The 26,986-nt window shown below is 73.4% G+C and carries 30 protein-coding genes; 12 read left to right on the forward strand and 18 right to left on the reverse strand.

Features of this window, described 5'->3' with window-relative positions; all coding sequences use genetic code 11:
• Positions 1 to 34 precede the first annotated feature (34 nt).
• Both ACGFZL_RS00335 and ACGFZL_RS00340 read right to left on the reverse strand, forming a co-directional pair.
• A complete protein-coding gene (locus ACGFZL_RS00335; RefSeq protein WP_393687789.1) occupies positions 35 to 664 on the reverse strand; it encodes a DUF305 domain-containing protein in 630 nt (209 codons plus the stop codon).
• Positions 661 to 1,329 carry a DUF3105 domain-containing protein gene (locus ACGFZL_RS00340; RefSeq protein ID WP_393687791.1) on the reverse strand — a complete coding sequence of 223 codons (669 nt, stop codon included), beginning with the start codon at positions 1,327 to 1,329 and terminating at the stop codon, positions 661 to 663. The genes ACGFZL_RS00335 and ACGFZL_RS00340 overlap by 4 nt, the downstream gene beginning before the upstream one ends.
• A gap of 245 nt (positions 1,330 to 1,574) precedes the next feature.
• Here ACGFZL_RS00340 and glnA point away from each other — a divergent pair, with 245 nt between their 5' ends.
• From glnA to ACGFZL_RS00355, 3 genes are read left to right on the forward strand one after another with little or no spacing between them, the layout of a single operon-like run.
• Positions 1,575 to 2,936, forward strand: coding sequence for a type I glutamate--ammonia ligase (gene glnA, locus ACGFZL_RS00345; RefSeq protein WP_355166775.1), 1,362 nt, complete (start codon positions 1,575 to 1,577; stop codon positions 2,934 to 2,936).
• Between the two features lie 57 nt (positions 2,937 to 2,993).
• Positions 2,994 to 3,344 (forward strand): hypothetical protein, encoded by a 351-nt coding sequence (locus ACGFZL_RS00350; RefSeq protein WP_393687794.1) that lies wholly within the window; start codon positions 2,994 to 2,996, stop codon positions 3,342 to 3,344.
• A 28-nt stretch (positions 3,345 to 3,372) separates the two neighbouring features.
• Positions 3,373 to 3,810, forward strand: coding sequence for a VOC family protein (locus tag ACGFZL_RS00355; RefSeq protein WP_355166771.1), 438 nt, complete (start codon positions 3,373 to 3,375; stop codon positions 3,808 to 3,810).
• Between the two features lie 9 nt (positions 3,811 to 3,819).
• On the opposite strand, the gene ACGFZL_RS00360 is transcribed toward ACGFZL_RS00355, so the two are convergent.
• From ACGFZL_RS00360 to ACGFZL_RS00395, 8 genes are all read right to left on the reverse strand, one after another.
• Entirely contained in the window at positions 3,820 to 4,185 is a 366-nt protein-coding gene (locus ACGFZL_RS00360; protein ID WP_393687796.1) for a PIN domain nuclease, read from the reverse strand.
• The gene (locus ACGFZL_RS00365) at positions 4,185 to 4,439 is read right to left on the reverse strand and encodes a type II toxin-antitoxin system VapB family antitoxin (RefSeq protein WP_393687798.1); all 255 of its coding nucleotides are present in this window, start codon (positions 4,437 to 4,439) and stop codon (positions 4,185 to 4,187) included. Before ACGFZL_RS00365 ends, ACGFZL_RS00360 begins: the two co-directional genes overlap by 1 nt.
• A 26-nt stretch (positions 4,440 to 4,465) precedes the next feature.
• On the reverse strand, positions 4,466 to 4,798 hold the full coding sequence (gene cutA / locus ACGFZL_RS00370) for a divalent-cation tolerance protein CutA (RefSeq protein WP_393687800.1): 333 nt from the start codon (positions 4,796 to 4,798) through the stop codon (positions 4,466 to 4,468).
• A 3-nt stretch (positions 4,799 to 4,801) separates the two neighbouring features.
• Positions 4,802 to 4,996, reverse strand: coding sequence for a DUF397 domain-containing protein (locus ACGFZL_RS00375; protein WP_393687802.1), 195 nt, complete (start codon positions 4,994 to 4,996; stop codon positions 4,802 to 4,804).
• The gene (locus tag ACGFZL_RS00380) at positions 4,993 to 5,841 is read right to left on the reverse strand and encodes a helix-turn-helix transcriptional regulator (RefSeq protein ID WP_393687804.1); all 849 of its coding nucleotides are present in this window, start codon (positions 5,839 to 5,841) and stop codon (positions 4,993 to 4,995) included. The genes ACGFZL_RS00375 and ACGFZL_RS00380 overlap by 4 nt, the downstream gene beginning before the upstream one ends.
• Complete coding sequence (locus ACGFZL_RS00385) at positions 5,751 to 7,115, reverse strand: MFS transporter (RefSeq protein ID WP_393687806.1); 1,365 nt, start codon at positions 7,113 to 7,115, stop codon at positions 5,751 to 5,753. Before ACGFZL_RS00385 ends, ACGFZL_RS00380 begins: the two co-directional genes overlap by 91 nt.
• Before the next feature lie 82 nt (positions 7,116 to 7,197).
• Positions 7,198 to 8,247 (reverse strand): endonuclease/exonuclease/phosphatase family protein, encoded by a 1,050-nt coding sequence (locus tag ACGFZL_RS00390; RefSeq protein WP_393687808.1) that lies wholly within the window; start codon positions 8,245 to 8,247, stop codon positions 7,198 to 7,200.
• A 204-nt stretch (positions 8,248 to 8,451) separates the two neighbouring features.
• A complete protein-coding gene (locus ACGFZL_RS00395) occupies positions 8,452 to 9,117 on the reverse strand; it encodes a TetR/AcrR family transcriptional regulator (protein WP_393687810.1) in 666 nt (221 codons plus the stop codon).
• A 131-nt stretch (positions 9,118 to 9,248) separates the two neighbouring features.
• Here ACGFZL_RS00395 and ACGFZL_RS00400 point away from each other — a divergent pair, with 131 nt between their 5' ends.
• From ACGFZL_RS00400 to ACGFZL_RS00415, 4 genes are all read left to right on the forward strand, one after another.
• Entirely contained in the window at positions 9,249 to 9,836 is a 588-nt protein-coding gene (locus ACGFZL_RS00400) for an SRPBCC family protein (RefSeq protein ID WP_393687812.1), read from the forward strand.
• Between the two features lie 129 nt (positions 9,837 to 9,965).
• Positions 9,966 to 10,826 carry a 3-methyl-2-oxobutanoate hydroxymethyltransferase gene (gene panB, locus ACGFZL_RS00405; protein WP_393687814.1) on the forward strand — a complete coding sequence of 287 codons (861 nt, stop codon included), beginning with the start codon at positions 9,966 to 9,968 and terminating at the stop codon, positions 10,824 to 10,826.
• Between the two features lie 186 nt (positions 10,827 to 11,012).
• Entirely contained in the window at positions 11,013 to 12,038 is a 1,026-nt protein-coding gene (locus ACGFZL_RS00410) for an ATP-binding cassette domain-containing protein (RefSeq protein WP_355166757.1), read from the forward strand.
• Positions 12,035 to 12,874 (forward strand): ABC transporter permease, encoded by an 840-nt coding sequence (locus ACGFZL_RS00415; RefSeq protein WP_393687817.1) that lies wholly within the window; start codon positions 12,035 to 12,037, stop codon positions 12,872 to 12,874. Before ACGFZL_RS00410 ends, ACGFZL_RS00415 begins: the two co-directional genes overlap by 4 nt.
• 15 nt (positions 12,875 to 12,889) lie before the next feature.
• Here ACGFZL_RS00415 and ACGFZL_RS00420 read toward each other — a convergent pair whose 3' ends face one another.
• Positions 12,890 to 16,150 (reverse strand): BTAD domain-containing putative transcriptional regulator, encoded by a 3,261-nt coding sequence (locus ACGFZL_RS00420; RefSeq protein WP_393687819.1) that lies wholly within the window; start codon positions 16,148 to 16,150, stop codon positions 12,890 to 12,892.
• A gap of 608 nt (positions 16,151 to 16,758) precedes the next feature.
• Between ACGFZL_RS00420 and ACGFZL_RS00425 the strand changes: the two genes are divergently transcribed.
• Positions 16,759 to 17,556, forward strand: a complete 798-nt coding sequence (locus ACGFZL_RS00425; protein ID WP_355167180.1) for a site-2 protease family protein — start codon at positions 16,759 to 16,761, stop codon at positions 17,554 to 17,556.
• Here ACGFZL_RS00425 and ACGFZL_RS00430 read toward each other — a convergent pair.
• Positions 17,546 to 17,737, reverse strand: coding sequence for a hypothetical protein (locus tag ACGFZL_RS00430; RefSeq protein WP_393687822.1), 192 nt, complete (start codon positions 17,735 to 17,737; stop codon positions 17,546 to 17,548). The genes ACGFZL_RS00425 and ACGFZL_RS00430 overlap by 11 nt on opposite strands.
• Before the next feature lie 102 nt (positions 17,738 to 17,839).
• The gene (gene npdG / locus ACGFZL_RS00435) at positions 17,840 to 18,547 is read right to left on the reverse strand and encodes an NADPH-dependent F420 reductase (RefSeq protein WP_393687825.1); all 708 of its coding nucleotides are present in this window, start codon (positions 18,545 to 18,547) and stop codon (positions 17,840 to 17,842) included.
• Between the two features lie 109 nt (positions 18,548 to 18,656).
• On the opposite strand from npdG, the gene ACGFZL_RS00440 reads away from it, so the two are divergent.
• Both ACGFZL_RS00440 and ACGFZL_RS00445 read left to right on the forward strand, forming a co-directional pair.
• A complete protein-coding gene (locus tag ACGFZL_RS00440; RefSeq protein WP_393687827.1) occupies positions 18,657 to 19,271 on the forward strand; it encodes a hypothetical protein in 615 nt (204 codons plus the stop codon).
• A gap of 60 nt (positions 19,272 to 19,331) precedes the next feature.
• The gene (locus tag ACGFZL_RS00445) at positions 19,332 to 20,660 is read left to right on the forward strand and encodes an MFS transporter (protein WP_393687829.1); all 1,329 of its coding nucleotides are present in this window, start codon (positions 19,332 to 19,334) and stop codon (positions 20,658 to 20,660) included.
• A 16-nt stretch (positions 20,661 to 20,676) separates the two neighbouring features.
• On the opposite strand, the gene ACGFZL_RS00450 is transcribed toward ACGFZL_RS00445, so the two are convergent.
• The gene (locus ACGFZL_RS00450; RefSeq protein ID WP_355166743.1) at positions 20,677 to 20,910 is read right to left on the reverse strand and encodes a hypothetical protein; all 234 of its coding nucleotides are present in this window, start codon (positions 20,908 to 20,910) and stop codon (positions 20,677 to 20,679) included.
• 89 nt (positions 20,911 to 20,999) lie between these two features.
• Between ACGFZL_RS00450 and map the strand changes: the two genes are divergently transcribed.
• Together map and ACGFZL_RS00460 are read left to right on the forward strand one after the other, a co-directional pair.
• Positions 21,000 to 21,857 carry a type I methionyl aminopeptidase gene (gene map, locus ACGFZL_RS00455; RefSeq protein ID WP_393687832.1) on the forward strand — a complete coding sequence of 286 codons (858 nt, stop codon included), beginning with the start codon at positions 21,000 to 21,002 and terminating at the stop codon, positions 21,855 to 21,857.
• 75 nt (positions 21,858 to 21,932) lie between these two features.
• Positions 21,933 to 22,595: a biliverdin-producing heme oxygenase gene (locus tag ACGFZL_RS00460; protein ID WP_355166739.1), complete on the forward strand. Its 663-nt coding sequence runs from the start codon at positions 21,933 to 21,935 to the stop codon at positions 22,593 to 22,595.
• 58 nt (positions 22,596 to 22,653) lie between these two features.
• Here the strand turns inward: ACGFZL_RS00460 and ACGFZL_RS00465 are convergent, their stop codons facing one another.
• The 4 genes from ACGFZL_RS00465 to ACGFZL_RS00480 all read right to left on the reverse strand — a co-directional run bounded on the left by ACGFZL_RS00465 (position 22,654) and on the right by ACGFZL_RS00480 (position 26,930).
• Positions 22,654 to 22,869: a hypothetical protein gene (locus ACGFZL_RS00465; RefSeq protein ID WP_355166737.1), complete on the reverse strand. Its 216-nt coding sequence runs from the start codon at positions 22,867 to 22,869 to the stop codon at positions 22,654 to 22,656.
• A gap of 127 nt (positions 22,870 to 22,996) precedes the next feature.
• The gene (locus ACGFZL_RS00470) at positions 22,997 to 23,641 is read right to left on the reverse strand and encodes a PhzF family phenazine biosynthesis protein (RefSeq protein WP_393687835.1); all 645 of its coding nucleotides are present in this window, start codon (positions 23,639 to 23,641) and stop codon (positions 22,997 to 22,999) included.
• Between the two features lie 104 nt (positions 23,642 to 23,745).
• On the reverse strand, positions 23,746 to 25,410 hold the full coding sequence (locus ACGFZL_RS00475; protein ID WP_393687837.1) for an HtaA domain-containing protein: 1,665 nt from the start codon (positions 25,408 to 25,410) through the stop codon (positions 23,746 to 23,748).
• A gap of 80 nt (positions 25,411 to 25,490) precedes the next feature.
• Positions 25,491 to 26,930 (reverse strand): HtaA domain-containing protein, encoded by a 1,440-nt coding sequence (locus ACGFZL_RS00480; protein ID WP_393687839.1) that lies wholly within the window; start codon positions 26,928 to 26,930, stop codon positions 25,491 to 25,493.
• Positions 26,931 to 26,986 lie beyond the last annotated feature (56 nt).

Genomic DNA, 26,986 nt, shown 5'->3' on the forward strand with positions numbered 1-26,986 from the left:
GCCGAGCAGACGGTCGGGGGGGGCGGCGAACCGGTCAGGGCGCCGCTCCCCGTTCGCGCAGCAGGTCCGCCATCAGCCGGATCTCCGACTCCTGGGACGCGACCATCCCCTGCGCCAGCCGCTTCTCCACCCCCACCGTGCACTTCTGCTCGCACCCCTTGGCCATGTGCACGCCGCCCTGGTGGTGGGCGGTCATGAGCTTGAGGTAGAGCACCTCGGCGGCCCGGCCGTCCAGCTTGCCGAGCTTCGCCATCTCGGCGTCGGTGGCCATCCCCGGCATCAGGGAGCCGGCCCCGGCGCTCGGCGCGTCGCCCATGCCCATCCACGTCATCGGCGGGTCGGCGGACACCTTCGGCAGCCCCCACAGGTCGAGCCAGCCGATCAGCATGCCGCGCTGGTTGGCCTGGGTCTGCGCGATGTCGTAGGCGAGCCGCCGTACCTCCTCGTCCTTGGTCCGGTCCCGCACGATGTACGACATCTCCACGGCCTGCTGATGGTGCACCGACATGTCCCGGGCGAACCCGGCGTCCGCCGAGTCGGCCGCCGGGGTGCGGGCGGCGCCGTCGTCGCCGGCGACGGCGTAGGTGATCGCGCCGGCCGCCACGAGCGCCGCGGCGGCGGCCCCCGCGATCCAGCCGGCGCGCTCGCGTTTGGCGGGACTCACTGGGAGAGCCCCTGGGTGCAGGCCGCACCGGGCTCGGGCGTCTGCTCGCCCTGCACGAACTGCGCGAAGAACTTGTCCACGTTCGGGTCGCTCGCGCCGGTCACCGTGCGCTGGTGGCCCCAGGCGCTCAGCATGATCGGGTCGGCCTGCTTGTCGTCCGGGCTCATCAGCGAGTACGGCGTCTTCTTCACCTTCGCCGCGAGCGCCTCGACGTCGGCCTTGGGCGCCTTGTCGGTGTAGGTCACCCAGACCGCGCCGTGCTCCAGGGAGTGCACGGCGTTCTCGTTCTGGAGGGGCTTGGTGTAGACGTCGCCGTTGCAGTTCATCCACACCTGGTTGTGGTCGCCGCCGACCGGGGGCTCCATCGGGTACGTCACCTTCTTGGCGACGTGGTTGCGGGCCAGGGTGCCCTTCCAGGTCCGCACGCCGTCGGCGCCGGTGACGAACTTGCCGCTGCTCTTGGCGTCGGACGCGGTGTCCGCGTCGTCGCCGCCGGACTGCGAGCGGACGAGGACGACCCCGCCGACGACGAGACCGGCGACGACCAGGGCGCTCACGGCGATCGTGAGGACCCGGTTCCGGCGCTCGCGGGCCTCTTCGGCGCGCCGCATCTCGGCTATGCGCGCCTGCCGCGCCGTGTTGCTGGTCTTCTTGGCGGAACCCATGGGGTGTGCCCTTCCGGAAAGGGGGGTGAGTGGGCTGATCGTAATCCTGGAGGGTGGCCGCCCGGAATGGCCTGATCGAACAGGTGGCCTCTACGCTGCGGGGAGAGCGGTGCGGCCGGGGCAGGCCGGGCCGTGCGGGCCGCAACGCGGACGTAATGGCGTTGTGGTGTGATGCTCAGGTGCCCGACCGCCTCCACTCCCGACGGATACGGGCGGCCTGACCAGCGAGGATGGGGAAGCGGAAGATGGACAAGCAGCAGGAGTTCGTGATCCGGACGCTGGAGGAGCGCGACATCCGGTTCGTGCGCCTGTGGTTCACGGACGTGCTCGGCTTCCTCAAGTCGGTGGCCGTGGCCCCCGCCGAACTGGAGCAGGCCTTCGACGAGGGCATCGGCTTCGACGGCTCCGCCATCGAGGGCTTCGCCCGGGTCTACGAGTCCGACATGATCGCCAAGCCGGACCCGTCCACCTTCCAGGTGCTGCCCTGGCGCGCGGAGGCCCCCGGCACGGCCCGGATGTTCTGCGACATCCTGATGCCCGACGGCTCCCCGTCCTTCGCCGACCCGCGCTACGTCCTCAAGCGCGCGCTGGCCCGCACCTCCGACCTGGGCTTCACCTTCTACACCCACCCGGAGATCGAGTTCTTCCTGCTGAAGGACAAGCCGGTGGACGGCAGGGTCCCCACCCCGGCCGACAGCTCGGGCTACTTCGACCACACCCCGCAGAACATCGGCATGGACTTCCGCCGCCAGGCGATCACGATGCTGGAGTCGATGGGCATCTCGGTGGAGTTCTCCCACCACGAGGGCGCTCCCGGCCAGCAGGAGATCGACCTGCGCTACGCGGACGCGCTGTCCACCGCGGACAACATCATGACCTTCCGCCTGGTGATGAAGCAGGTCGCCCTCGAGCAGGGCCTCCAGGCCACCTTCATGCCGAAGCCGTTCTCGGAGTACCCCGGCTCGGGCATGCACTCCCACCTCTCCCTCTTCGAGGGCGACCGCAACGCCTTCTACGAGTCCGGCGCGGAGTACCAGCTCTCCAAGGTGGGCCGCTCCTTCATCGCGGGCCTGCTGCGGCACGCGGCGGAGATCTCGGCGGTCACCAACCAGTGGGTCAACTCCTACAAGCGCATCTGGGGCGGCTCGGAGCGCACCGCTGGCGCGGGCGGCGAGGCCCCGTCCTACATCTGCTGGGGCCACAACAACCGCTCGGCGCTGGTCCGCGTCCCGATGTACAAGCCCGGCAAGACCGGCTCGGCCCGCATCGAGGTCCGCTCCATCGACTCCGGCGCCAACCCGTACCTCACCTACGCGGTCCTGCTCGCGGCCGGCCTGAAGGGCATCGAGGAGGGCTACGAGCTCCCGCCGGGCGCCGAGGACGACGTCTGGGCCCTCTCCGACGCGGAACGCCGCGCGCTGGGCATCGAGCCCCTCCCCCAGAACCTCGGCGAGGCCCTGGGCCTCATGGAGCGCAGCGACCTCGTCGCGGAGACCCTCGGCGAACACGTCTTCGACTTCTTCCTCCGGAACAAGCGCCAGGAGTGGGAGGAGTACCGCTCCCAGGTGACGGCCTTCGAGCTGCGGAAGTCGTTGCCGGTGCTGTAGCCGTAGGTCGAGATCAAGGCGGACGCTCCTGTCCGGTCTCCGTCTAGGATTTCGCGTATGCCGCTCGTCGAAGTGACCTACGCGCCCACGGTGCCCGAGCCTCAGCTGCGCGAACTCGGCTCGGTGCTGCCGCACCTGGTGTCCCTGGCCGTGGAGTGCCCCGAGGAACCGTACGACGGCGATCTGCAACCCGGGGATGTCGAGATTCGCTTCCGGCCGCTGGGTCCGCTGGACCGCAGCGGCCTGACAGTGGTGATCGAGGTCAGGTCGAAGTGGTCCGCCAGCAGGGAGGCCGATCGCCAGGAGCGCGTGGACGCGCTCCACGCGGACATCGGTGCCGCCACCGGGATCACCGACTTCGGCGTCTACCTGTCGCTGCCGACCGCCGCTTGGTCCCAGGGAGATTGACCCCCGCGAGACAGCTAGCATGCGGCGCATGGCCATCAAACTCGAGAACGTCGCCATCGCCGTCCGGGATCTCGAAGCCGCGATCTCCTTCTTCACCGACCTCGGCCTCACGGTCATCGGCCGGGACACGGTCAGTGGCGAGTGGACCGACACCGCCGTCGGCCTCGACGGCAACCACGCCAAGATCGCGATGCTCCAGACGCCGGACGGACAGGGGCGCCTGGAGCTCTTCGAGTACATCCACCCCGAGGCGATCGAGACGGAGCCCACGCTCCCCCACGAGATCGGCATGCACCGCGTCGCCTTCTCCGTCGACGACATCGACGAGGCCCTGGAGACGGCCGCGAAGCACGGCTGCCGTCCGCTGCGGGGGGTGGCGACGTACGAGGACATCTACAAGCTCACGTACGTGCGCGGGCCCAGCGGCATCCTCGTGATGCTCGCCCAGGAGCTGAAGAAGGGCTGAGCGGATACCTCAGTCGGCGGTGCCGGGCGGGACGACCCACTCGGCGGGCTGGCCGGTGAGGGAGGCGATCATGTCGAAGTCGCCGTCGTAGTGGAGGATCGTCCGCCGGTTCAGTTCTGCCGTGGCGGCGATGAGCAGATCCGGCAGGGAGAGTGCGCGGTGGAAGCCGGCGTTGAGCGCGTGGCGCTGGACTTCCAGGGCGCGGGTGAAGGTGTCGTCGCCCGTCGGCAGGTAGTCGAAGGCGTGGAGCCACGTGCTGATGCGCAGCCCCTCCGCGCTGTCCCGCGCCGAGTGGACCATCTCGTACTCGGTGGGATGGCACACGGCGAGCGGGTAGCGCTCGTGGAGCGGCTCGATCAGGTAGCGGTCCTGCATCAAGTTGCGGGACCCCCGTCGTGCCATGTGCCGCGCTTGAGTGAGCCGTCGGCGTTGCGGGGGCCGGTGGCCTCGACGATCTCGTTGAAGTCGAGGCCACCGGCGTCCATGGCGTCGAAGAACTCTTGCCGGAGGTGACGCTTCACGGCATCCTCCATCGCGAGGCGTACGGCCTTGGCCTTCGTCTTGGTACCGAAGATGCGCATGGCTGCGGCAACCATGTCCTCGTCGAGATCGATGACGGTTCTCGCCATGCGGATCAACTCCCTCCGTGACGCCATCAAGGATCGGCGGGCTTCGTCTCCTCCGCGACCCAGGTCAGGTACGCCTCCGAGCCGCCCGTCACCGAGAGGGTGATCCATTCCGGGACGTCGTAGGGGTGCTCGCGGTCGACCCAGGCGGCGAGGTCGGGGAGGCGGGCCGCCGTCGTCTTGTATGAGACGCGCCATTCGCGGGCCGTCTCCACGGCGCCCTGCCAGCGGTAGACGGCCGTCAGCGGTGCGTCGATGTGCGCGCAGGCCGCGAGGCGGGCCTCCACGGCGCCGCGCGCCAACGCGGTCGCCTTGTCCTCGTCGTCCACGGTTGTCTGCGCGACGACGATCACGGGGGGCACGGGTCAGCTCCCGTCCACGAACCGGGCCCACGCCTCCGGCGTGACGGAGAGGCGGGGGCCGTGGGGGCGCTTGGAGTCGCGGATGAGGATGGTGGCGGGGGCCGCCGCTATCTCGACGCAGTCGTTGCCGTCGCCGCTGCTGCTGTAGCTGCTCTTGAACCATGCCGGCGCGGAGGCGTCTTCGGGTACGGGAATCATGTCTCTCCAAGCATCTGCTCGATGACGGCCCGCGTCTCTCGGGGCGTGAGCGCGTGCGCCCGGATCATGCCATAGCGCAGCTCCAGGATGCGCAGTTGCCTCGGCTCGGTCACCGGCCGGGCGCCGAACGCCCCGTCCGAGCGTCCCACGCCGGTTCCGTCCGGGAACTTGAGCACCTCGATCATCCCGCCCGTCCCGAAGTGGTCCACTGTGTCCATCGGCACGATCTGGAGGGACACCTGCCGCGACCGGCCCAGCTCCAGCAGATGCTCCAGCTGCCGACGGCGTACCTCCCTGCCCCCGACGGGACGGCGGAGCGTCACCTCCTCCAGCACGAAGCTGAGCATCGGCGCCGGCTTCCTGTCGAACACCGCTCGACGGTCCAGCCGGGCGGCCACCATGCGCTCGGTCTCCTCTTCCGAGTAGGCGGGCAGCCAGACGTCGAAGAGGGCCCGCATGTGCTCCTCGGTCTGGAGCAGGCCGTGGATGTTGTTGGTGCTGTACAGCCCCATCTCCACCGCCTTGGCCTCAAGCTTCGTCAACTCCCGTACCCGTTTCGGATACCGGACCTTGACCACGTCCTCGGCCATCGCCGTGACGAGCCCGCCCGCGTTGAGGACCTTGTCCGCCTTCACCAGGAACTCGGGGCGCGGAATCCGGCTCCCGTTCTCGATCTTGCGGATCAGATCCTCGCCGTAGCCGATCGCCGCCGCGAACTCCGTGACCCGCATGCCCGCTGCCTCACGCCGCAGCTTCAGTTGCCTCCCGACCGTGGCGGTGACGGCCATGCCCCACTCGTCGTCGGGGTCGACCTCCCAGCCGGGCTCGTCACTGTCGTCCGACATCCGCACCCTCCGCCCTTTTGCCCACTCACCGTAGGCGCAGAGGCAGAAGGACGCGGGGAGTTGACCGAACCCGACCCCTCACGGGTGACGTGCCCGGCGACGACCCGCCCGGCGGGCACCGCGAAGGCCCGCCGCCGGTCCACCGCCCACGCCGTGGCCGCCACCCCGAGGCCCAGGACCGCCAGGGCCGCGCCCGCCGTCGCCGGGGACGTGGCGCCGAGGCCCGTCGCGAGGGTGAGGCCGCCGATCCAGGCGCCGCCGGCGTTGGCGAGGTTGAAGGCGGCCTGGTTGGCGGAGGAGGCGAGGGACGGGGCCGCCGACGCCTTCTCCATCACCATCAGTTGGAGCGGGGAGCCGGTGATGAACGCCGCCATGCCCAGCAGGGCGACCCCCAGGGCCGCGCCCGCGTGCGTGTGCATCAGCAGCGGGAACAGCCCCAACACCACGGCCAGCGACACCAACCCGCCGAACAGCGTGCCCCGCAGGGAGTGGTCCGCCAGGCGCCCGCCCAGCAGGTTGCCCGCCGTCGCGCCGACGCCGAACAGGGCGAGCAGCAGCGTCACGCTCGACTCCGCGTACCCGGCGACGTCCGTCAGCATCGGCGTCACGTAGCTGTACGCCGCGAAGAGCGCGCCGAAGCCCGCGACCGTCGTACCGAGGGCCAGCCAGACGGGGACGGAGCGCAGGGCGGCCAGTTCGCCGCGCAGGCCCGTGGCGGGGGCCGGGGCGTGGTCGCGGGGGATCAGGGCGACCAGGGACGCGATGGCGGCCACGCCGATCGCGCTGACGCCCAGGAAGGTGGCCCGCCAGCCGAGTTGCTGGCCCATCGCCGTGGCCGCCGGGACGCCGACGATGTTGGCGACGGTCAGGCCCAGGAACATCAGCGACACCGAGCGGGCCCGGCGTTCCGGGGCGACCATGCCGGTGGCGACCACCGCGCCGACGCCGAAGAAGGCCCCGTGCGGCAGGCCGCTGACGAAGCGGGCGGCCAGCAGGGAGTACTCCCCCGGGGCCACGGCCGAGAGCGCGTTGCCCGCGACGAACAGGCCCATCAGGGCGATCAGGACCGTGCGCCGGGACATCCGCGCCGTCGCCGCCGCGAGCAGCGGGGCGCCGATCACGACGCCGAGCGCGTACGCCGAGACCAGGTGGCCTGCGGTGGGGATCGAGATGTGCAGGTCGTCCGCGACGTCGGGCAGCAGGCCCATCATCACGAACTCGGTGGTACCGATGCCGAAAGCGCCTACGGCCAGGGCAAGCAGGGCCAGGGGCATGAAGAAGACTCGCCTTTCAGAAGCCAGCTAATGTTCCCGTACGGAACAAAGGCTCTCAGGGCGGGTATTCCGAAGGACAATCTCAGGAGCCCGGTGTGTCGACCTTCACACGCGCGGCGATGGGGAGGTGGTCGCTGCCCGTCTCCGGGAGGGTCCAGCTGCTCTGCGGTTCCACGCCGGTGACCAGGATCTGGTCGATGCGGGCCATCGGGAAGGACGCCGGCCAGCTGAAGCCGAAGCCGTCGCCGACCGCGCCCTGCGGGGAGCGCAGCTGGGAGGTGACGGCCCGCAGCGCGCGGTCGTTCATCGTGCCGTTGAGGTCGCCGAGCAGGATCTTCGCGGGCAGCTTCTCGTCGGCGATGGCCTCGCCGAGGGCGTCCGCGCTGGTGTCCCGCTGCCGGGCGGTGAAGCCGGCCTCCAGCTTGACCCGGACCGAGGGCAGGTGGGCGACGTAGACCGCGACCGGCCCGGACGGCGTCGCGACCGTGGCGCGCATCGCGCGCTGCCAGCCGAGCCGGATGTCGACGGCCCGCACGTCGCTCATCGGGTACTTGCTCCACAGCCCGACCGTGCCGACCACCGCGTGGTGCCCGTACGTCGAGGACAGCGCCTTCTCGTAGGTCGGCACCGCCGACGCCTTCAACTCCTCGAGGGCGAGCACGTCCGCGCCGGACGCGGCGACCGCGCGGGCGGTGCCGGCCGGGTCGGCGTTCTCGGCGTTGACGTTGTGCGTGGCGACCATCAGGTCGCCGGCCGTGCCGTTCTTGTCGAAGAGCAGGCCGCCGAAGAGGTTGAGCCACACGCACACCGGGACGACCAGCGCGATCAGCGCCGTCGCTGAGCGGCGGACCAGGGCGATCACCAGCAGCACCGGGAGCAGCAGGCCGAACCAGGGCAGGAAGGTCTCGGTGAGGCTGCCCAGGTTGCCGATGCGGTTCGGGATGCGGGCGTGCCCGGCCAGCACGACGGCCAGGATGAGGGCGACGGCGGCCGTGATCAGCCCGCGGCGCCAGATCCGCCGGTCCCGCCAGCCCGCCGCCCACCGCTTCAGCAGGCTCCGGAGCCGGGCTCCCGGGCGCTCGGGACCCGAGCCGCCGTTGTCCGTCTCCGTCGCATACGCCTGCTGCGCCATACCGCCGCCTCACTGCCTGCCGTGCTCACCGTCGCCCCCTGGGTCAGCACCCTAGGGGATGATCGGTTCCCTTCCGCCGTCCCGTGACGGCCGTACGGGCAGCAGGACGTACGGGCCGGTGCGGGGAGTTCCGCTTCGCGGGGTGTACGGGGGCCTCTGTGACAGAACGTGCACATTCGACGTGCGCGTTTCTGATCGCGGGCGTCACACCCGACCCGCCAGCAGGTCGTCCAGTTCGGCCGCGAAGTACTGGGCGGGATCGAAGCCCATCCCGCCGAAGTGGCCGGCCAGCTCCAGGGAGAGCACGCCGTGCAGCCGCGTCCAGAAGGCCAGGGCCAGGCGGCGGGCCTCGGGCGGGGCGGGGTGGGCCGCCGCGAAGTCGCCCTCGGTGGCCAGGTGGGCGGCGAAGGGGGTCGGCGGCGGGCCGGGGTCAGGCAGCTCCGCGGCGGCGTCCAGGAGCAGGGTCATGATCTCGTCCGCGATGCCGGTGACGTCCTCGGGGGCGTGGTAGCCGGGGACCGGGGTGCCCCAGATCAGGAGGTAGCGCTGCGGGTCCGCCAGGGCCCAGTCCCGCAGGGCGTACGCGAGGGCGGCGAGGCCCGCGCCTGCGGTCCGGGCCTCGCCGAGGGTGTCGGCGAGGCCGCGGTAGGCGTCCCGGACCAGGGCGGTGATCAGCTCGTCGCGGCCGGCGAAGTAGCGGTAGAGGGCGGGGCCGCTCATGCCCATGCGCTTCGCGATGGCGTTGAGGGAGAGGGCGGAGGCACCGGCGGTGGCGATCTGCTCCCAGGCGTGCGTCTTGATCTCGGCGCGGACCTGGTCGCGGTAGCGCTCCCGGGGGGTGCCGCGTTGCGGGTCCGTGCTCGCAGTCATCAGCCTGTTGCCCTTCGCGTCGCGCGTTGCTTCCGTTAGAAGCTATCACGAACGCTATTGACCTTCGGATCGGTGAGGCGTTATACCTTCTCACGAAGCCGACATGCTCTCACTCGCCGAAGGGGAATCCCATGCCCGCCCTGCGCCTCGCCCTGCTCGCCGCCCTCGCCGCCACCGCCCTCGCCACCCCTGCCCACGCCTCCCCCACCGATCGCCCCCTCACCTGCCGCGGCGCCGGCGTCGACCCCGGTGCCGCGGTCCGGTACCGCACAGAGACCGTCGTCCACGCGCCGCTCGCCACGATCTGGCGGCTCCAGACCGACGTGGCCCGCTGGCCTGCCTGGCAGACCCCGGTCGCCTCCGCCGAGCGCCTCGACCACGGGCCGCTGCGCGCCGGCTCCGCGTTCCGCTGGACCATCCCGGTGCCGGCCACCGGCACGACCCCCGCCCTCGACCTGGACATCACGTCCACCGTCCGGCAGCTGCGGACGGGCTCCTGCCTGCGCTGGACCGGACCGGCGGTCGCCGACGGGCTGCGCATCGACGGGGTGCACGTGTGGCGCTTCACCCCGGTGCGCGGCGGCGTCCTGGTGAGCACCGAGGAGACCCACACCGGCGCGCAGGTCGAGGCGGATGTACCGGCCGCGACCCGGATCCTGCGCGAGGGCCTGGAGACCTGGCTGCGCGAGCTGAAGACCGCCGCGGAAGGGCACCGCTGAGCAGCCGGGACGGGCCCCCCAGCCCTCCCCCGGCCCTCCCCTAGCCGCCACCCGCCACGTGGTGCCACCATGGGTGGTGGTCCGGGGACGCCGTGAGGGCGCCTCGAGATGACTTGAAGGAGCCGTTCCATGACGCAGCTTCCCGCTGCCCAGGCGCCGCAGCGCGGCCCCGCCCTCTACGGCGGCAAGGGCACCCGCCGCATCACCGTCCGGGACATCGTCACCGCCAAGGAGCGGGGCGAGAAGTGGCCGATGCTCACCGCCTACGACGCGATGACCGCCTCCGTCTTCGACGAGGCCGGCATCCCGGTCATGCTGGTCGGCGACTCCGCCGGCAACTGCCACCTCGGCTACGAGACCACCGTGCCGGTCACCCTCGACCAGATGTGCATGCTGGCCGGCGCCGTCGTGCGGGGCACCAGCCGCGCCCTGATCGTCGGCGACCTGCCCTTCGGCTCCTACCAGGAGGGCCCGACGCAGGCGCTCCGCTCGGCGACCCGGCTGGTGAAGGAGGCCGGCGTCGGGGCGGTCAAGCTGGAGGGCGGCGAGCGTTCGCACCGGCAGATCGAGCTGCTCGTGGAGTCCGGCATCCCGGTGATGGCGCACATCGGCCTCACCCCGCAGTCCGTCAACACCATGGGCTACCGGGTGCAGGGCCGCGGCGAGGAGGCGGCGGCGCAGCTCCTGCGCGACGCCAAGGCCGTGCAGGACGCCGGCGCCTTCGCGGTCGTCCTGGAGCTGGTGCCGGCCGAGCTGGCCGCCGAGGTCACCCGCAGCCTGCACATCCCGACCGTCGGCATCGGCGCGGGCGCGGAGACCGACGCGCAGGTGCTGGTCTGGACCGACATGCTCGGGCTGACCGGCGGCCGGGTGCCGAAGTTCGTCAAGCAGTACGCCGACCTGCGCCAGGTCATGGGCGACGCGGCGCGCGCCTTCGCGGACGACGTCGTCGGCGGCACGTTCCCGGCGGAGGAGCACGCCGTCCACTAGGACGCCAGGACGCCCCCAGGAGCCACTGCGGCACCACACCGGCCCCGCCGAACTTCCCCCGTCGGCGGGGCCGGTCCCGTTCCCGGGGGCGCCCGGGCCGGCCCTGTCGGTGCGATGTCGGTGGCGCCCGGGCGCTGTCGGCCGGCTGTCGGTGCTTTGTCGGTGGGTCCTGACAGAGTCATCGGCATGAAGCGAATCGACGACACCCCTCGGGCCGCGGGCAGCGCGGTCACCGTGCGGGGGCTGGTCAAGCACTACGGCGAGACCAAGGCGCTGGACGGCGTCGACCTGGACGTGCGCGAGGGCACCGTGATGGGTGTGCTCGGGCCGAACGGCGCCGGCAAGACCACCCTCGTACGGATCCTGTCCACCCTCATCACCCCGGACGCCGGGCAGGCGTACGTCGCCGGCTACGACGTGCTGCGCCAGCCGCGCCAGCTGCGGCGGACCATAGGGCTCACCGGCCAGTACGCGTCCGTGGACGAGAAGCTGCCGGGCTGGGAGAACCTCTACCTGATCGGCCGCCTGCTCGACCTGCCGCGCAAGGAGGCCAGGACCCGCGCCGACGAGCTGCTCGAGCGGTTCTCGCTGACCGAGGCCGCCCGGCGCCCCGCCGCCACCTACTCAGGGGGCATGCGGCGCCGCCTGGACCTGGCCGCCTCGATGATCGGCCGCCCCAAGGTGCTCTACCTGGACGAGCCGACCACCGGTCTGGACCCGCGCACCCGCAACGAGGTGTGGGCCGAGGTCAAGCAGATGGTCGGCGAGGGCGTCACCGTGCTGCTGACCACGCAGTACATGGAGGAGGCCGAGCAGCTGGCCTCCGAGCTGACCGTGGTGGACCGGGGCAAGGTCATCGCCAATGGCGGGATCGAGGAGCTGAAGGCCCGGGTCGGCGGCCGTACGCTGCGGGTCCGCCCGGCCGACCCGCTGGCGGTGCGCCCGCTGGCCGCCTTCCTGGACGGCCTCGGCATCACCGGCCTGGCCTCCTCCACGGTGGACGCCGAGCGCGGGGCGGTGCTGGTGCCGATCCTCAGCGACGAGCAGCTGACCGCCGTGGTCGGCGCGGTCACCGCGCACGGCATCACCATCGGCTCCATCGTCACCGAACTGCCCAGCCTGGACGAGGTGTTCCTCTCGCTCACCGGCCATCGCGCCAGTGCCCCGCAGGACGCCGTGCCCACCGAGACCCGCGAGGAGGTCGCCGTATGAGCGCCGCCACCGTCACCCCCGTTCCCGCTCCCGCCGCCTCCGCCGATCTGAGCGATCCGCGGATCCCGTTCCGCGCGCACCTGCGGCACACCGGCGCCCTGGTCCGGCGCAACCTGCTGTGGATCCGGCAGGACCCGGAGTCGATGTTCGACGCGGTCCTGTTCCCGGTCATCTTCACGCTGCTGTTCGTGTACGTCTTCGGCGGCTCCATCGGGCAGTCGATGGGCGGCGGTCAGCAGGCGTACGTGCAGTACGTCGTCCCCGGCCTGATGGCCATGATGGGCATGAACATGGCCCAGGGGGTCGGCACCGGCTTCAACACCGACTTCAACTCCGGTGTGATGGACCGCTTCCGGTCCCTTCCGATCGGGCGCGGCTCCGTGCTGTTCGCCAAGATCGCGGTGGAGCTGATGCGGATGCTGGCCGCCACCTTCGTCCTCATGATCGTCGGCGTCCTGGTGGGCTTCGACATCGAGCACTGGCCGGGGCTGCTGGCCTCGGTGGGTCTGTCCGCCGTGTTCGGCTCGGCGCTGATGTGGGTGTTCCTCACCCTGGGCGTCGTCATGAAGAGCGCGCAGTCCGTGCAGGCGATGGGCTTCCTGGTGCTGATGCCGCTCCAGTTCGGCTCGTCGATCTTCGCGCCGACCCAGTCGATGCCGGGCTGGCTGCAGAACTTCACCGACTACAACCCGCTCTCCTCGCTCGCGGACGCCGCGCGCGGGCTGATGGTGGGCGGCCCGGTCGCGCACGGCCTGTGGGTGACGCTCGCCTGGTCGGCGGGGCTGACCGCGGTGATGGCGCCGGTCGCGGTGTACAAGTTCCGCACGAAGGCCTGAGCGCTCCGTGCTCGGTCACATCAGGGCGGCGGCCTCCTTCAGGGAGAGGCCGCCGCCCTCGGCGTACGCGGCCGCGTAGGCCCCGGCGCCGAGGACCTCGCGGACGCGCTCCTCGGCGGCCTCGCGCACGGCGCGCTCCTGACCGGTGGCGAAGTGGTCGGCCGGCAGCAGGGCGTCGGCGGCGCCCAGGCAGCGGGCGGCGTCCTGGGCCCGGCGTCCGCCGTCCACCCGGGCCAGCGCCATGGCGGCGACGGCCAGGTAGGACATGCCCGCGTGCGGGGCGATGGCGGTGGCCAGCGGGTCGTCGGCCTTCGCCAGGGCCTCGCGGATCTTCGCCAGGGACTCCTCGTGCCGGCCCTCCAGCGTGTCCAGCCAGCTCTCCGCGCCGAGGATGACGGAGTCGAAGAAGATGAACGCCGCGATGGAGAACTCCTCGCGCAGCCGCTCCAGGTGCTCGCGGGCCCCGGCGAGCCGGCCGGTCAGGGCGAGCCGCGCGGCGAGGGCGAGGCGGGCGGCGGGGCGGGCCCCGTCCATGCTCGCGCCGTCCGTCTCCGCGATCACCTCGTTCAGGATGCGCTCGCCCTGCTCGGTCTCGCCGGCCTCGATGAGGACGTTGCCGAGGCGGGCCTGGAGGATGCTGAGGTGGCCGCGGGCGCCGACGCGTCCGGCGTACTCGGCGGAGGCGCGGTAGTCGGCGGCGGCGCGGTCCCAGGCGCCGGTGCGCTCCCAGGACTCGGCACGGGCGGACAGGGCCTCGGCGACGCCCCAGTTGTCGCCGAGGCGCCGGTAGATGCCCAGCGCCTCGTCGGCGTCCCGGGCGGCCTCGGCGGCCTGGTCGGCGCGGTTGGCGCGCATGTTGGCCCGCATCTGGAGCTGGCCGGCCAGCTCCCACTCCATGCCGGGTGTCTCGCGGCAGGTGCGGACGGCGGCCTCCATGACCTCGGGCATGCGCTCGGCGTCGGTGAGTATCACCGCGAAGAACCACAGCATGCCGGGGCTGCGGCAGACCTGGGGCATGCCGGGCTCGTAGGCGCGGGCGACGGCCTCCAGCTTGCGCTGGGCGGCCGGTGTCTGCCAGGCGTCCAGCTCGGTGTCCATGGTGGCGAGCTGGGCCAGGTGCACGCCGCGCCATGCCTCGGCGAGCAGTTCGCCGGTCATCGGGGGCGGCGCGTCGGTGCAGCGCTCCCACACGGGGGCGGGCGGGGGCGCCGACGCGGCGAACGGGTCGGGGCCGAGGGCCACCACGTCGGCGCACCAGTTGCGGGCCTCCAGGCGCAGGTCGCGCATCTGCCAGTACACGACGAGGGAGAGCAGCAGGCACAGCGCCTCCTGCTGGTCGCGCTCGGCGACGGCGTGCCGCAGGGCGGTGCGCAGGTTCTCGTACTCCCGCTCGAAGCGGGCGATGGCGACGAGCTGGCCCGAGCCGCGCAGCAACGGGTCGGTGGTGCGGGCCAGTTCGCGGTAGTACGTCAGGTGGGCGCGTTGCGCGGCGGCGCGGGCGCCGGCGTCGTCCAGGCGTTCGCCGGCGTACTCGGCGACGGTCTCCAGGAGCCGGTAGCGCATCTCGCCGTCGTCCGCGGGGGCGGCCACGACCAGGGACTTGTCGACCAGGGAGCCGACCGCGTCCAGCGCGGCGGGGCCGCACACGGCCTCGGCGGCGGCGAGGTCGCAGCCGCCGGCGAAGACGGAGAGCCGGCTCAGCACGTCGCGTTCCCCGGCGTCGAGCAGCTCCCAGGACCAGTCGACGACCGCGCGCAGGGTCTGCTGGCGGGGCAGCACGGTGCGGGCGCCGGAGGTGAGGAGGCGGAAGCGGTCGTCCAGGCGGTCGGCGATCTGGCGCGGGGTGAGGACGCGCAGGCGGGCGGCGGCCAGTTCGATGGCGAGCGGCAGGCCGTCCAGGCGGCGGCAGATCTCGGCGCAGGCGGCGGCGGTCTCCGCGTCGGCGTCCGGGCGGAAGCCCGGGCGGGCGGCGGCGCCGCGGTCGGCGAGCAGCCGCAGCGCGGCCGGGTCGGGCAGCGGCTCGACCGGGCGCAGCGACTCGCCGGGGACGCCGAGGGGTTCGCGGCTGGTGGCGAGCACGGTCAGCCCCGGGCAGCGGGCGAGCAGCTCCTCGGTGAGGCGGGCGGCGGCCTCGACCACGTGCTCGCAGTTGTCGAGGACGATCAGTATGCGGCGCCGGCCCAGGTGCTCGACCAGCCGCTCGACGGGATCGTCGTGCCGCTCGCCGGCGGCGCGCAGCTCCTCGGCGCCGGCGCCGTAGAGCACGGTCTCGCGGGCGCCGACGGCGGTCAGGACGGCCTCGGGGACGGCCTCGGGGTCGTCCACCGGGGCGAGTTCGGCCAGCCACACCCCGTCGCGGGCGGTGGCGTCGCCGGCGCTCTCGGCGGCCTCCTGCGACAGCCGGGTCTTGCCCGCGCCGCCGGGTCCGAGCAGGGTGACCAGGCGGGTGGCGGCCAGGTCGGCGCGGAGCGCGGCGAGGTCGTTGTCCCGGCCGACGAAGGAGGTGAGCCGGGCGCGGAGGTTGCCGCGGGGGCGGGGTGCCTGCGGCTCGGGCGGCTCGGCCGTGAGCAACCCGGCGTGCAGGGAGCGCAGTTCCGGTCCCGGGTCGGTGCCGAGGCGGTCGGCGAGCAGGCGGCGTACGGCGTCGTAGGCGGCCAGCGCCTCGGCGGTGCGGCCGGTGTCGCGCAGGGCGCGCAGGCGCAGGGCCTGGAGGGGCTCGTCCAGCGGGTTGGCGTCGCACAGGGCGGTCAGCTCGGGCAGCGCCTGCTCGGCCTGCCCCAGCTCCAGGGCGGCGGCGTGCCGGGCGCGCAGCGCGTCCTGGCGCCGGGTCTCCCAGCGGGCCGCCTCGGCGGTGCGGTCGGGCAGGTCGGCGAGGGCGGGGCCCTGCCACAGGGCGAGGGCGTCGTCGAGGACGCCGGCCGCCTTGACGGCGTCGCCGTCGGCCAGCGCGCGGGTGCCTTCGGCGACTCGGCGCTCGAAGCGGTGCAGGTCGATGTCGTCTCTGGTGGCGGCGAGCCGGTAGCCGCCGTCCGCCGAGGCGACGGCCTCCGGCCCGAGCGCCCGGCGCAGCCGCCCCACGAGCGCCTGCAGCGCGCCCGGGGCGTCGGCGGGCGGGTCCTCGCCCCACACCTCGTCGACGAGCAGCCCGGCGGGCACGGCGCGGTCGGCGCGCAGCGCGAGCACGGTGAGCAGGGCACGCAGCCGCGCCCCGCCGAGCGGGACGGTCGTGCCGTCGGGGCGGAGGGCCTGGGTGGTGCCGAGGATGCGGTAGCGCACGGCCCCATTGTCCCTGCTACCGCCAACAGGCTTCACAGGGTTTCCCGACCCGGGCGCGCCGATGCCTGGTCGGTGCCTGTGGGGCCGACGTGACAGCAATCCCCCCGGGAGTGCGGGCGACCATCCAGCCGACGTGACCGCAACCCCCCAGGGGCGCGGGGAACTGCGCGACCAGCCACGACGCATCCGCACCCGGAGTCATTGCGCAACCCGGCACTACGGGGGGCGTGGCGCAGCCCGGCGCTGCGGGGTGCCGCTGCGCCCACCCGTGCCGCCCCAGCGGCACGACTGCCCGCAGCTGGGGCGGGAGGGGCGGGCGGGTGCGGCACGACTGCCCGCAGCGGCGCGGGCGGGCCGGGGGGTGCGGCGCGACTGCTCGCAGCGGCGCGGAGGGTGGGCGGCGCGGCACTACGGCGGAGGGGGCGCGACGCAGCGAGCGGTGCTGCAACGCCCCAGGGGCGCGGGGAACTGCGCGATCAGCCACGACGCGCCCGCACCCGGCGTCGTCACGCAACCCCCGCCCCCGGGAACCGGACACCGCACCCGGCACGTTCCCCCCGTACACTCGCCCGATGCCCGTCGGGTCCGAGAGCCAGGAGCCCTGCCCCATGACCACCGCCACCACCCGCCCCAGCGACCGACGGGTCAGCCCCGTCTTCCTCGGGATCGTCGCCGTCACCGCGGTCACCGGGTGGGCCACCTGGACCGGGTTCGCCGAGCAGCCGGGGCTCGCCGTGTTCCTGTTCGTGACCGCCGCCTGGGTCGTCTCCCTCTGCCTGCACGAGTACGCCCACGCCCGCACCGCCCTGCACAGCGGCGACCTCTCGGTCGGCGAGAAGGGCTACCTGACGCTGAACCCGGCGAAGTACACGCACGCCCTGCTGAGCGTCATCCTGCCGGTGGTCTTCGTGATCATGGGCGGCATCGGCCTCCCCGGCGGCGCCGTCTTCATCGACCGGGGAAGGATCAAGGGCCGCTGGCGGCACAGCCTCATCTCGGCGGCGGGCCCGCTGACGAACGTGCTGTTCGCGGCCGTGTGCACGGCCCCCTTCTGGCTCGGCGCGCTGGACGGCGTACCGCGCGACTTCCGCCTGGCCCTCGCCTTCCTCGCCCTGCTCCAGGTCACGGCGGCGATCCTGAACTTCCTGCCGGTCCCGGGCCTGGACGGCTACGGCGTGATCGAGCCCTGGCTGTCGTACCAGGTGCGCCGCCAGGTGGAGCCGTTCGCCCCCTTCGGCCTGCTCTTCGTGTTCGCGCTGCTGTGGGTGCCGTCGGTGAACGAGGTGTTCTTCGACGCGATCGACGCCATCCTGCGCGGCCTCGGCATCAGCGACTTCGACTCGTACTGCGGCTACGAGCTGTTCCGCTTCTGGCAGACGAACGACATCTGCACCGTCACCCCGTGACGGACCCGGCCCGCCGGGCGTCCCGCGCCTGCTTGACGTAGAACCAGCACATGTTGGACGACAGCCCCGCCATCAGCACCCACACGACGCCGATCAGCGCGGCGCCCCGGACGAAGGAGACGACGGCCGCGGCGACGGCGAGCACGCAGACGACGAGGGCGTAGCGGGCGAGGCGGGGCATGGGCGGGCTCCTCACAAAGCACGTAGCGAAGAAAACACGTAGCGGAGAAAAAGGGGGGACACGTGCGGGCACGCGCCGGTGCCCCCAGTGTCCCCCATCGCCTCATACGTCCGTCACGCGGAGCCCGGCGTGCGCCTTGTACCGGCGGTTGACGGAGATCAGGTTCGCGACCAGCGACTCCACCTGGTGGGCGTTGCGCAGCCGCCCGGCGAAGACGCCCCGCATGCCGGGGATGCGCCCGGCGAGCGCCTGCACGGTCTCCACGTCGGCGCGCTCCTCGCCGAGCACCATCACATCGGTGTCGATCCGCTCGATCTCCGGGTCGAGGAGCAGCACCGCGGAGAGGTGGTGGAAGGCGGCGGCGACCCGGGAGTCCGGCAGCAGCGCGGCGGCCTGCTCGGCGGCGCTGCCCTCCTCGGGCTTGAGCGCGTAGGCGCCCTTCTTGTCGAAGCCCAGCGGGTTGACGCAGTCCACGACGAGCTTGCCGGCCAGCTCCGCGCGCAGCGACTCCAGGGTCTTGCCGTGCCCCTCCCAGGGCACCGCGACGATGACGAGGTCGCTGCGCCGCGCGGTCTCGGCGTTGTCGGCGCCCTCGACGCCGTGCCCCAGCTCGGCGGCCGCTGCCTCGGCGCGCTCCGCGGCCCGGGAGCCGACGATCACCTTCTGGCCGGCCCGGGCGAGCCGCAGGGCGAGGCCCTTGCCCTGCGGGCCGGTGCCGCCGAGCACGCCGACGACCAGCCCGGATACGTCGGGCAGGTCCCAGGGGTCCTTGGCGGGGGCCTTCTGTGCAGCACTGTCGGAAGAGGTCATGCGCCGACCTTACGTCCCGCCCCGGACCGTCGCCGGACCGTCCCCGGTTCGGGCGAAGCCACGGCGAAACCGGCGCCGCGCGCGCCGGGTTGCGGCAGGATGCGGGCGCATGGACGCCGTACGGGTCGCGCTGCTGCGAGAGGTGCTCGCCGGGACCGAGTGGCTGGGCGCCACCCGGCACTTCGCGGGGGCGCTGCGCGGCTCGGTCGTGTCGCACGGGGGCGGGCTGCTGCTGGCCGGCACCGCCGCGCACGAGCCCTGGCACCTGGCGGCGCACCTGGTGGACGAGGCCGCGTGGTCGGGCACGCCGGAGCTGGCCCCCACCCTGGTCCGGCACGCCGCCAGGACCACCGACCCGGCGCACCTCGCGGTGGGGCTCGGCCGGCTCGCGGCGGCCCGGCGCGGGGAGACGCTGCTGGTGGTGACGTCCGACGGGCCGGGGGACGCGCTCCTGGAGGGCGTGCACGACGCGCGGCGGGCGGGGGCGACGGTGCTGGCCCTTGGCGCCGGGCGCGATCCGGGCGAGCGGGAGCTGGCGGCGATGGCGCACGAGACGCTGACCGTGCCGGACGGCGCCGAGCTGGACCTGGACACGGTGCAGCACCTGGTCAGCGCGGCGGCCGGGGAGAACGCGCTGCCCGCGCAGCGGGGCCGGCGCCGCTTCCGCGACCGCCTCGCCCGCCTGGCCGACCAGCTGACGGCGCCGCCGCCGTCGCGGTGGTGAGGTCCGACCCGCCGGAAAACCGGTTGCCCGGCACTCCCCCGCCGCTCAGCATGGCCCCTCGTGACCGACGACTCCCCCGCCCCTTCCGAGAGGCCCACCGGCCTGCGCGCCCTGCTCCCCGACCTCGCGCCCTGGCGGGCCTCGGCGGACTTCCGCCGGCTGTGGGTGGCGGGCCTGATCACCAACTTCGGCAGCTTCCTGACCCTCGTCGCGCTGCCGGTGCAGATCAAGGACCTGACCGGCTCCGCGGCGGCGGTGGGCGCGATCGGCGCGGTGGAGCTGGTGCCGCTGGTGGTGTTCGGGCTGTACGGCGGCGCGCTCGCCGACGCCTGGGACAAGCGGAAGCTGATCGTCTGGACGGAGGCCGGCCAGGGCCTGCTCTGCGCGGTGCTGCTGGTCGACGCGCTGCTGCCGGAGCCGGCGCTGTGGCCGCTGTACGCGGTCGCGGCCTGCACCTCGGCGCTGGGGGCCGTGCAGCGGCCCGCCCTGGACGCGCTGGTCCCGCGGATCGTGGCCCACGAGCACCTGCCGGCCGCCGCCTCGCTGAACGCGCTGCGCTGGCAGGTCGGCGGCATCGCGGCCCCGGCGCTGGCCGGCGTGGTGGTGGCCTACGCGGGGCCCGGCTGGGCGTACGGCGTGGACCTGGCCACCTTCGCGGTCTCCGTCGTCCTCGGGCTCGGCCTGGCCGCCGCGCCGGCCGCGCACGAGGCGGTGCGGCCGTCCCTGCGGGCCATCGCCGAGGGCGCGCGGTACGCGTGGAGCCGCAAGGAGCTGCTCGGCACCTACGCCGTCGACCTGGCCGCCATGTTCCTGGCGATGCCGCTGGCCGTGCTGCCCTTCCTCGCCGACGAGCTGGACGCGGAGTGGGCGCTGGGCCTGATGTACGCGGCCATCCCGGCCGGCTCGCTGCTGGTCGGGGTGAGCAGCGGCTGGACCTCGCGGGTGCACCGGCACGGGCGGATGGTGGTCCTCGCGGCGGCCGGCTGGGGCCTGGCGGTGGCCGCGGCCGGGGTCGCCGGGAACGTGTGGCTGGTCCTCGCCTGTCTGGTCCTGGGCGGCGCCTGCGACATGGTCAGCGGCGTCTTCCGCAGCGCGATGTGGAACCAGACCATCCCGGACGAGCTGCGCGGCCGGCTGGCCGGCATCGAGCTGCTCTCGTACTCGGTGGGCCCGCAGGTCGGCCAGGTCCGGGCGGGCGGCACGGCGGCGCTGGTCGGGGTGCGGGCCTCGGTGTGGTCCGGCGGGCTGCTGTGCGCGGGCGCGGTCGCGCTGCTCGCGCTGTGCCTGCCGCGGCTGATGGCGTACGACGTGCGGACCGACGAGCACGCGGTGCGGCTGCGCGAGCGCAAGCGCGCCGCCGCCGCACCGGCGGACCCGGCCGGGGTGTGAGTCGGCGGGAGCCGGATCAGGCGTCGTCGTCCCGGCCGCCCGCCGGGGCGTCGTGCCACTTGGGGTCGTTCTCCCACTCCAGGTTCCGCTCGCGCGCGGTGTCCATCGCGTGCTGGGCCTCCTGCCGGGAGGCGTAGGGCCCGAAGCGGTCCTTGGCCGGGCAGTCCGGGCCCTCCTCGACCTTCTTGTGCTCCAGGCAGTAGTACCACTCGCCCGGCTTGCCGACGGTGCGCTTCTTGAACAGGGCCATGACCGGTTTCCTTTCACCAGGACCACCAGGGTCACCGAGGTGACCAGGGACGACATCGTCTCGTATGCCCGCTGGTTAGACTCCTTGACATGTCAGGCCAGTCGCTTCTTGAACCCGGGGAGCTGTCTCCCACCCGTTCCGTGCCCGGAAACATCCGGCGGCCCGAGTACGTCGGCAAGCCGGCGCCCAGCCCGTACACCGGCCCGGAGGTGCAGACGCCCGAGACGGTCGAGGCGATGCGGGTCGCCGGGCGGATCGCCGCGCGGGCGATGGAGGAGGCGGCGAAGGCCATCGCGCCGGGCGTGACCACGGACGAGCTGGACCGGATCGCGCACGCCTACATGTGCGACCACGGCGCCTACCCGTCCACCCTCGGCTACCGCGGCTTCCCGAAGTCGCTGTGCACCTCGGTGAACGAGGTCATCTGCCACGGCATCCCGGACTCGACGGTGCTGCGCGACGGCGACATCGTCAACCTGGACGTGACGGCGTACATCGGCGGGGTGCACGGCGACAACAACGCCACCTACCTGGTCGGCGAGGTGGACGAGGAGAGCCGGCTGCTGGTCGAGCGGACCCGGGAGTCGCTGAACCGCGCCATCAAGGCGGTCCGCCCGGGCCGGCAGATCAACATCATCGGCCGGGTCATCGAGTCCTACGCCAAGCGGTTCGGCTACGGCGTGGTGCGCGACTTCACCGGGCACGGCATCAGCACCGCCTTCCACTCCGGCCTGATCGTGCCGCACTACGACAGCCCGCACGCGACGACGGTGCTGCGGCCCGGGATGACCTTCACCATCGAGCCGATGCTGACGCTCGGCACGCACGAGTACGACATGTGGGACGACGGCTGGACGGTCGTGACGAAGGACCGCCGGCGCACGGCCCAGTTCGAGCACACGCTGGTGGTGACGGACAGCGGGGCGGAGATCCTCACGCTGCCGTGACCCCGGACGCCGCGTTGCCGACAGACCGTCGGCAAGGGATTGACTTAGGTAAACCTAACCAAAGAGAATCGGGCTATGGAGTCCTTCTCGCACCTCATCCGCACGGCCTCCCACGAGCAGCACGTGGAAGCGGAGACCTCGACGTTCATGAGCGACCTGCTCGGCGGTCGCCTCGGCGTCGAGGCGTACGCGCGCTACACCGAGCAACTGTGGTTCGTCTACGAGGCCATGGAGTCCGCCGCGGGCGCGCTGGCCGCCGACCCGGTGGCCGGGCCGTTCGTGCGGCCCGAGCTGATGCGGCTGGCCTCCCTGGAGCGGGACCTGGCGCATCTGCGGGGCCCGCACTGGCGGGCGGGGGCGAGCGCGCTGCCCGCGACGGAGGCGTACGCGGACCGGGTGCGCGAGTGTGCCGAGCAGTGGCCCGGCGGATATGTGGCGCACCACTACACGCGCTATCTGGGCGACCTCTCCGGCGGCCAGATCATCCGCGACCGGGCGGAGCGGACGTGGGGCTTCGCCAAGAAGGGCGACGGCGTCCGCTTCTATGTCTTCGAGGAGATAGCCAACCCGGCCGCCTTCAAGCGCGAGTACCGCGAACTGCTCGACGGCATCCGCGCCGACGAGCTGGAGCAGCAGCGGATCGTCGCCGAGTGCAAGCGGGCCTTCGCGCTCAACACGGCGCTCTTCCGCGCGCTGGGCGAGGAGTTCCCGCTGCCCGAGCCGGAGCTGACGGCCTGAGACAGCGCGGTCCCCCGCGGCCATGGGCCGAGGGGGACCGACGGGGCAGGTCAGACGATCACTCGTTGTCGTCGCTGTCGTAGTCGTCGCTGCGGCAGTTGATGCCGCCGAAGGCCAGGTCGCCGGTGTCCGAGTCGATCTTGCCGAAGTACGGGCTGCACGTGGCGTCCTCGTCACCGTGCATCGGGCCGTCGTGGGCGGCGGCCGTCGCGGCGCCGCCCGCGGCCAGCGCGGCGGTCAGCAGGACGGTGGCGAAGGCGGAACGGATGCGCATGGGTGTCCTCTCGGTGACTCCGGGGTGACCGACTCGGTGTGCGGTCACGCTCAGCAGTCCCCGCTCGGGCCCGCGCGCACACGCTGTTCCACCCGTTCGGAGGTGCAGAAGGTGCGGCTCCCCGGCGTCAGTGCTCGAGGAGCACCCGGCCGCCGATCTCCACCCAGCCCCCGGGCTGCGGTGCCGTGAGGATCTGCGAGCCGGCGCCCTGCGTGATGTTGAGGGCCCGGCCGAGCTCTCCGGTGAGCAGCAGCGCGGCGGCCCCGGTGGCCTCGTCCTCCTCGATTCCGTCCCCGCGCCCCGGGAAGCCGCGGGCCCGCACCCGCCCGGCCGGTTCGTCCTCCCACGCCCAGGCGTAGACCCACTCCCCCGCCGGCGGCACCGGCAGGGCGTCGACCTCGGCCGCCGAGGCGTACTGGCGCAGGGTGCGCGGCGGCGCCCACTCCGGGCGGGCCTCGATCCAGCTGAACTCCCCGTCCAACCGCGCGCCCACCACCCCGGCGCCGGTGACGAGTTCGGGCACGTCGAGCAGCCAGGCCGTGCCGACGCAGGGGTGGCCGGCGAAGGGCAGCCGCAGGGTGGGCGTGTAGATGTCGACGGCCCCGCGCTCGGGGTCGTCCACGAACACGGTCTCGCTGAAGCCCAGTTTGCCGGCGAACTCCTGCCGGTCGGCGGGGTCCGGCAGCACGGAACCGTCCCGGACGACGCCGAGTTCGTTGCCGTATCCGCCGTTCGGCGCGCAGAAGACGCGCAGTACGTCGTAGTCGGTCACCGGGTCATTCAAACACCGCGGCGCGCGGGACGGGGTGGGCGGGAGTTCCCTGGTCCCGGACGGGGGGCCAGTGTGGAGGGTTCGCTCCCGCCCACGTCAGGGGGTCAGCGGGCGTTCGCGCGCCGCCTGCGGGTCACGATCACCGCGCCCGCGCCGACCGCCACCGCCAGGCCGGCCGCCGCGCCCAGGGCCGGGGCCGGGAGGCCGGCGCCGGTGGAGGCGAGGCTGCCGCCGCCGGTACCGCCGGTGGTGTAGCCCGTGCCGCCGGTGGTGGAGCCGGTGCCGCCGGTGGTGGTGCCGGTGCCGCCGGTGGTGGTGCCGGTGCCGCCGGTGGTGGTGCCGGTGCCGGTGCCCGTGCCCGTGCCGCCGGACGTGCCGCCGGAGCCACCCGTCGAGCCGCCCGTACCGGCGCTGCCGCCCGTGCCGCCGCCGGGCAGCTGCGCCCCGTCGGTCAGGGCGACGGAGAGGTCCACCGTGTCCAGGACCTCGCCGGCCGGGTAGTAGCCGCTGAACGCCTTGGCGCCGGCCGCGGTGAGCGTGGCGGTGATGTCGTCCACGGTGATCACGTCACCCTGCGCGGCCAGGTCGGCGGAACCCGCCTTCAGGTCGGCCAGGGCCACGCGCGGCGTCTTCTTGCCGAGGCTGGTGACGTCGGCGGTCAGCCGGCCCCTGCCGCCGTCCAGGGTGGCCTTGAGGTTGCTGAGGGTCAGGTCGAGGGCCCAGGTGCCGTTCGCGTCCCGGTGGCCCTTGAAGTTCACGGCGCCCTTGAAGGAGGCGTCGAGCTCGTCGGCGTCGGTGTCGTAGGTGCCGGTGGCGTCCTGGAAGGTGAAGGCGCCGTTGCCGGACGCCTGCCGCGCGCCGCCCGAGACGGCGATCCTGCCCTGCGCGTTCTGGCCCACGACGTACTCGCGGAAGGTCTCCTTCACGCCCCAGCCGAGGGCGCCGTCGGCGATCGCGCCCTTGGCGGGGGCCGGGGTGGCGGTGGCGGACGGACTCACGCTCGGGCTCGGGCTCGTCGTCGCGGTGGTGGACGGGCTGGGGGAGGTGGAAGTGGCGGTGGGCGACGGCGTCTTGGTCGGCTCGGGGGTCTTCGTCGGCTCCGGGGTCGTCGTCGGCGAAGACGTCCCGGTCGGCTCAGGGGTCGTCGTGGTGGGCGTGGGAGTGGGCGTCGGCGTCGGCTTCGGCGGGGCCGTCACCGTGAGGGGGTCGCCGGCCGCGCCCTCGTAGCTCGGGCTGCCCAGGTAGTCGGCGGCCTGCTTGGTCAGCTTGGTCGCCATGCCCGTCAGGTCGCGGGTGACGGTGACCTCGGCGAGCGGCACGTCGTCGCCCTTGGTGGTCTTCGGGTCGCCGCCCGCCGGCGAGGTCTCCACCTTGACGACGTCCGCGGTGACCGTCGCGTCCTTGCTGTCGAACTTCACGTCGGACAGGGTGACTTCGAAGCCGTGCGCCGCGGACTTGGCCGTCACCGCGCCCTGGAAGGCGAGGTCGACGGTGTGCCCGTCGGTGTCGTAGGTGCCGCCGCCGTCGACGAAGGTGAAGGCGCCGTTGCCGGCGGCCTGCGAGGCCCCGCCGGCCGGGGTGAAGGCGCCCTGGGCGCCCCGGACGACGTAGGTGCGGTACGACTCCTTGATGCCCCAGGTCAGGCTGTAGCCCTTGAGGGGGACCTCGGCGGCCGATGCGCCGGCCGCGGCGAGGGCGGTGGCGCCGAGGGTGGCGGCCGTGGCCACGGCGGCGGCGAGTGCGGTGGAGCGGCGGCGTCTGACGGGCATGGCTCGGTTCTCCTCGTATGCGGTCTTGCGGTCTGGGTGTCTTCGGGTGGTGGGCCGCCGGGCGGCCGGGGTCTCGGGTCTCAGTCCTCGGTGCCGGCGGGCCGGGGGCGGCGGCGGGCGATGGCGGCCCAGACGGCCGCGGCGGCCAGGAGCAGGGCGCCGGCCCCGATGCCGACGGGCAGGGCGGGGAAGCCGCCGTCGTCGGACGCCTTCGCCACCGGCGCGGGCGAGTCCGTGGCGTCCGCCTGCCGTTCCGGTGTGCTCGCGCTCGGCGCCGGTTCGCTGCCCAGGTCGGGCAGGGCGGGCAGGCGGGCGTCGTCGGTGAGGGCGACGGCCAGGGAGAGCGGGTCCATCTCGGTGCCCGGCTGGTACATCCCGCCGAAGGCCGCCGCGCCGCGCGCGGTGAGCTTCGCTGGGGCCTCGCGCACGGCGGCCAGGCCGCCGGCCGCCTTGAGTTCCCTCGCGGTGGTGAAGGTGACCAGCGGCACCCGCTCGCCGCCCTTGGCGCCGGCGGCGGTGACGTCGGCGTACAGCGTCCCCTTGCCGTCGTGGACGGTGGCCCGCGGGCGGGCGAGTCTCAGGTCGAGGCCGTGGGCGCCGGTGAAGCGGACCTCGCCGGTGAAGGACGCGGTGAGGTCGCCGTCGCGGTAGGTGCCGGTGCCGCCGGGGAAGCGGAAGAGGGCGCCGCCGTCCTGGGCGCCGGCGGACAGGGTCCACTCGCCGTGGGCGATGTCCCCGGTGACGTACTCCCGGAAGGTGCGGCGCACGCCCCAGTCGACGGCGCCGGCCCTGACGGTGCCGCCGGGGGTCTGCTTCGACTGCGACTTCGACTTCGACGTCGGCTTCGGCTCCGGCTTCGCCGTGGGCTTCGTGGGCGCCGTCGACGGCTGCGGGGCGGCGGCCGGGCGGACGTCCGCCGAGAGGCTGACCGGGTCGAGGGCGGTGCCGGCGGTGTAGTAGCCGGCGAAGGAGCGGGCGCCCTCGGTGGTGAGGGTGGCGGGCAGGTTGTTCAGGACCACGGTGTTCCCGCCGCCGCGCATGTCGATGCCGCCGAGGGCGAGGGCGGCGAAGGGCACCTGACGGGACGTCGTGACCGCCCCGGTGCCCTTCGCCTTGCTGACGACGTCCACGTAGAGCGTGCCGGTGGAGCCGGCGAGGCGCACGGTGGGACGGCTGAGGGTGAGGTCCAGCTGGTAGGCGCCGCCGCCGGTGCGGTGGCCGAGGAAGTGCACGCCGCCGGAGAAGCCGGCCCGGAAGGCGCCGGTGGCCCCGTCGTAGGTGCCGGTGGCCGAGTGGAACCGGAAGGAGCTGCCGCCGACGGTGGCGGCGCCGCCGGTCAGGGAGTAACTCCCCTTGGCGATGGGCCCGGTGACATAGCTCTGGAAGGAGGACTTGATGCCCCAGTCGAGCCGCCCGCCCTGCACGGTCCGGCTCTCGGCGTGGGCGGTGGCCGCGGGGAGCAGGGCTCCGAGGACGGCCGCGCACAACACGGTGACCAGGGTGCGGAGTCGGGCGGGCATGGGTGGTCCTCCGGTTCGGATGCCGGTAGCGAGCGAAGGTAAGGCTAACCTAAGGT

It is taken from the genome of Streptomyces sp. NPDC048182, assembly GCF_043202555.1.
In the GTDB taxonomy this organism is placed as follows: domain Bacteria; phylum Actinomycetota; class Actinomycetes; order Streptomycetales; family Streptomycetaceae; genus Streptomyces.